This is a genomic window from Okeania sp., from assembly GCF_983059655.1.
Map to the genome: position 1 here is coordinate 2,707 of NZ_CEZPJD010000574.1, position 2,521 is coordinate 5,227.

Below are 2,521 nucleotides of genomic sequence, written 5' to 3' on the forward strand. Positions count from 1 at the left end.
ACCGAACCAATAGCAATTATTGGTACTGCTTGTCGTTTTCCAGGGGGTGTTGATACTCCGGAATCTTACTGGGAATTTCTCAGAGAATCAGTAGATGGCAGAGTAGAGATTCCTAAAAATCGATGGGATAACGACCGCTACTACAACCCAGATCCAGAAGCACCAGGCCAAATATACGTTCGTCATGGTTATTTTCTCCAACAACAAGTAGACCAGTTTGACCCCGCTTTTTTCGGTATTTCTGGGGCAGAGGCAAATAAGATGGACCCATCACAACGACTTTTGTTGGAGGTAACTTGGGAAGCATTAGAAAATGCAGGTATTTCACCTAGAAGTTTGAAAAATAGTGATACTGGAGTATACATAGGTCAATGTTTTAATGATTATACCTTGATTGGTATAGATGCCTTACCAAATAACCTGGCTGATTTTTATTTGGGTCTGGGTACGGCAATGAATACTTCCTCCGGTCGCGTGGCTTATGTTTTTGGGTTACAAGGACCAACTTTTACTCTGGATACAACTTGTTCCTCATCATTAGTTACTTTGCATATAGCTTGTCAGAGTTTGCGCAGTGGAGAATCTAACCTTTCTCTGGTGGGAGGGGTAAATTTAATGCTTCATCCCACTGTTACTCATGGGTTCTGTAAAGGTCGAGCATTGTCTCCTGATAGTCGTTGCAAGACTTTTGATGCGAATGCTGATGGTTATGCCAGGGGTGAGGGTTGTGGCATACTTGTCCTCAAACGTCTTCGGGATGCTGTGGCAGATGGCGATCGCATTTTGGCTCTTGTAAAAGGTTCTGCGATTAACCATGATGGCCCTAGTAGTGGTCTGACAGTTCCTAATCAACAGGCACAAAAGAAGGTAATTCGGCAAGCTTTGGTAAATGCTAAGGTAGACCCGTTAGCAGTTGACTATGTTGAGTGTCACGGTACGGGAACTTCTCTGGGAGATCCTCTAGAGGTCAAAGCTATTGATGAGGTTTATTGTCGAGAAAGAAGTAAGGATGAACCTCTGGTTTTGGGTGCGGTTAAAAGTAATGTGGGGCATTTAGAAGCTGCTGCTGGGGTTGCAGGTTTAATTAAAATTATTTTGGCTCTGCAAAATAAGGAAATTCCCCCAAATCTTAATTTTAATCAACCTAACCCTCAGATTGATTGGGATAAAATTCCGGTACAGGTGGCAACAAGTGTTGTACCTTGGGAAAAACCAGGTAAACCTCTTTTGGCAGGAATTAGTGGGTTTGGGATGAGTGGGACTAATGCTCATGTTATCTTACAATCAGCACCAGAGGAAGTCAAAAGTAAAAATGATATAGATCGACCACTCCATTTATTAACTCTGTCAGGTAAAACCAAAAAAGCTTTGGAGGAGTTGGTTGTTCGTTATCAAAATTATCTGGAACAGGAAGGAAGCAATGAGAATGAGTTGGCTGATATTTGTTATACAGCTAATACAGGACGTACTGATTTTAATCACAGGTTAGCAGTTATCGGAGCTAATCAAGCAGAATTATTGGAGAAATTAAGTGCTGGCTTAACTGGGGAGGAAATATACTCTGGACAAGTATCTAGCAGCAGTTTACCAAAGGTGGCTTTCTTATTCACTGGTCAAGGTTCCCAATACGTGAATATGGGTCGGGAATTATACGAGCAAGCTCCTGTTTTCCGACAGGCGATCGACCAATGTAATCAAATTTTCAGTTCAATTGTTGAGGAGCAAGCAGAATCAGAAGAAATTTCTCTGTTAGATGTTATATATTCTGAGACTGCAGAAGATTCTGATTCATCACCACTACACCAAACTGCTTATACTCAACCAGCACTGTTTTCTATTGAATATGCTTTGGCTAAATTATGGCAATCTTGGGGTATTCAACCAGATGTAGTTATGGGTCATAGTGTAGGTGAATATGTTGCAGCAACAATAGCAGGAATCTTTAGTTTAGAAGACGGATTAAAATTAATTACTGCCAGGGGACGGTTAATGCAAAAGTTACCCTCTGGTGGTGAAATGGTTTCTGTTATGGCCTCAGAGTCAAAAATACGTCCTCTCCTAAAAGACTACACAGATAAAGTAGCTATAGCAGCGATTAATGGGCCAGAAAGTGTGGTAATTTCTGGAGAGTCAGAAGCGGTAAGAGCGATCGCTAGTAAGTTAGAGTCCGAGGGAGTTAAAACTAAACAACTACAGGTATCCCATGCTTTCCATTCACCTCTAATGGAACCAATGTTAGAGGAATTTGAAAAGGTAGCTAATCAACTTGACTATAATATCCCCAGGGTTTCAGTAATATCTAACGTTACAGGTACAAAGGCAGATAGTAGTAGCATAACTACCGCTAAATATTGGGTAGATCATGTCCGACAACCAGTGAAGTTTGCTCAAAGTATGAATGCTCTACATCAACAAGGAATTGATATTTTCCTAGAAGTCGGACCAAAACCAATATTATTAGGTATGGGGCGTCGGTGTTTGCCAGAAGATGTAGGTGTGTGGTTGCCATCATTACGTCCGA

1 protein-coding gene is annotated in these 2,521 nt (G+C 41.3%); it reads left to right on the plus strand.

The window, feature by feature from the left end; genetic code table 11:
* Positions 1-2,521 (plus strand): type I polyketide synthase (locus AC3DU7_RS24415; RefSeq protein WP_488041892.1); only part of this gene is annotated, 2,521 nt, incomplete at both ends.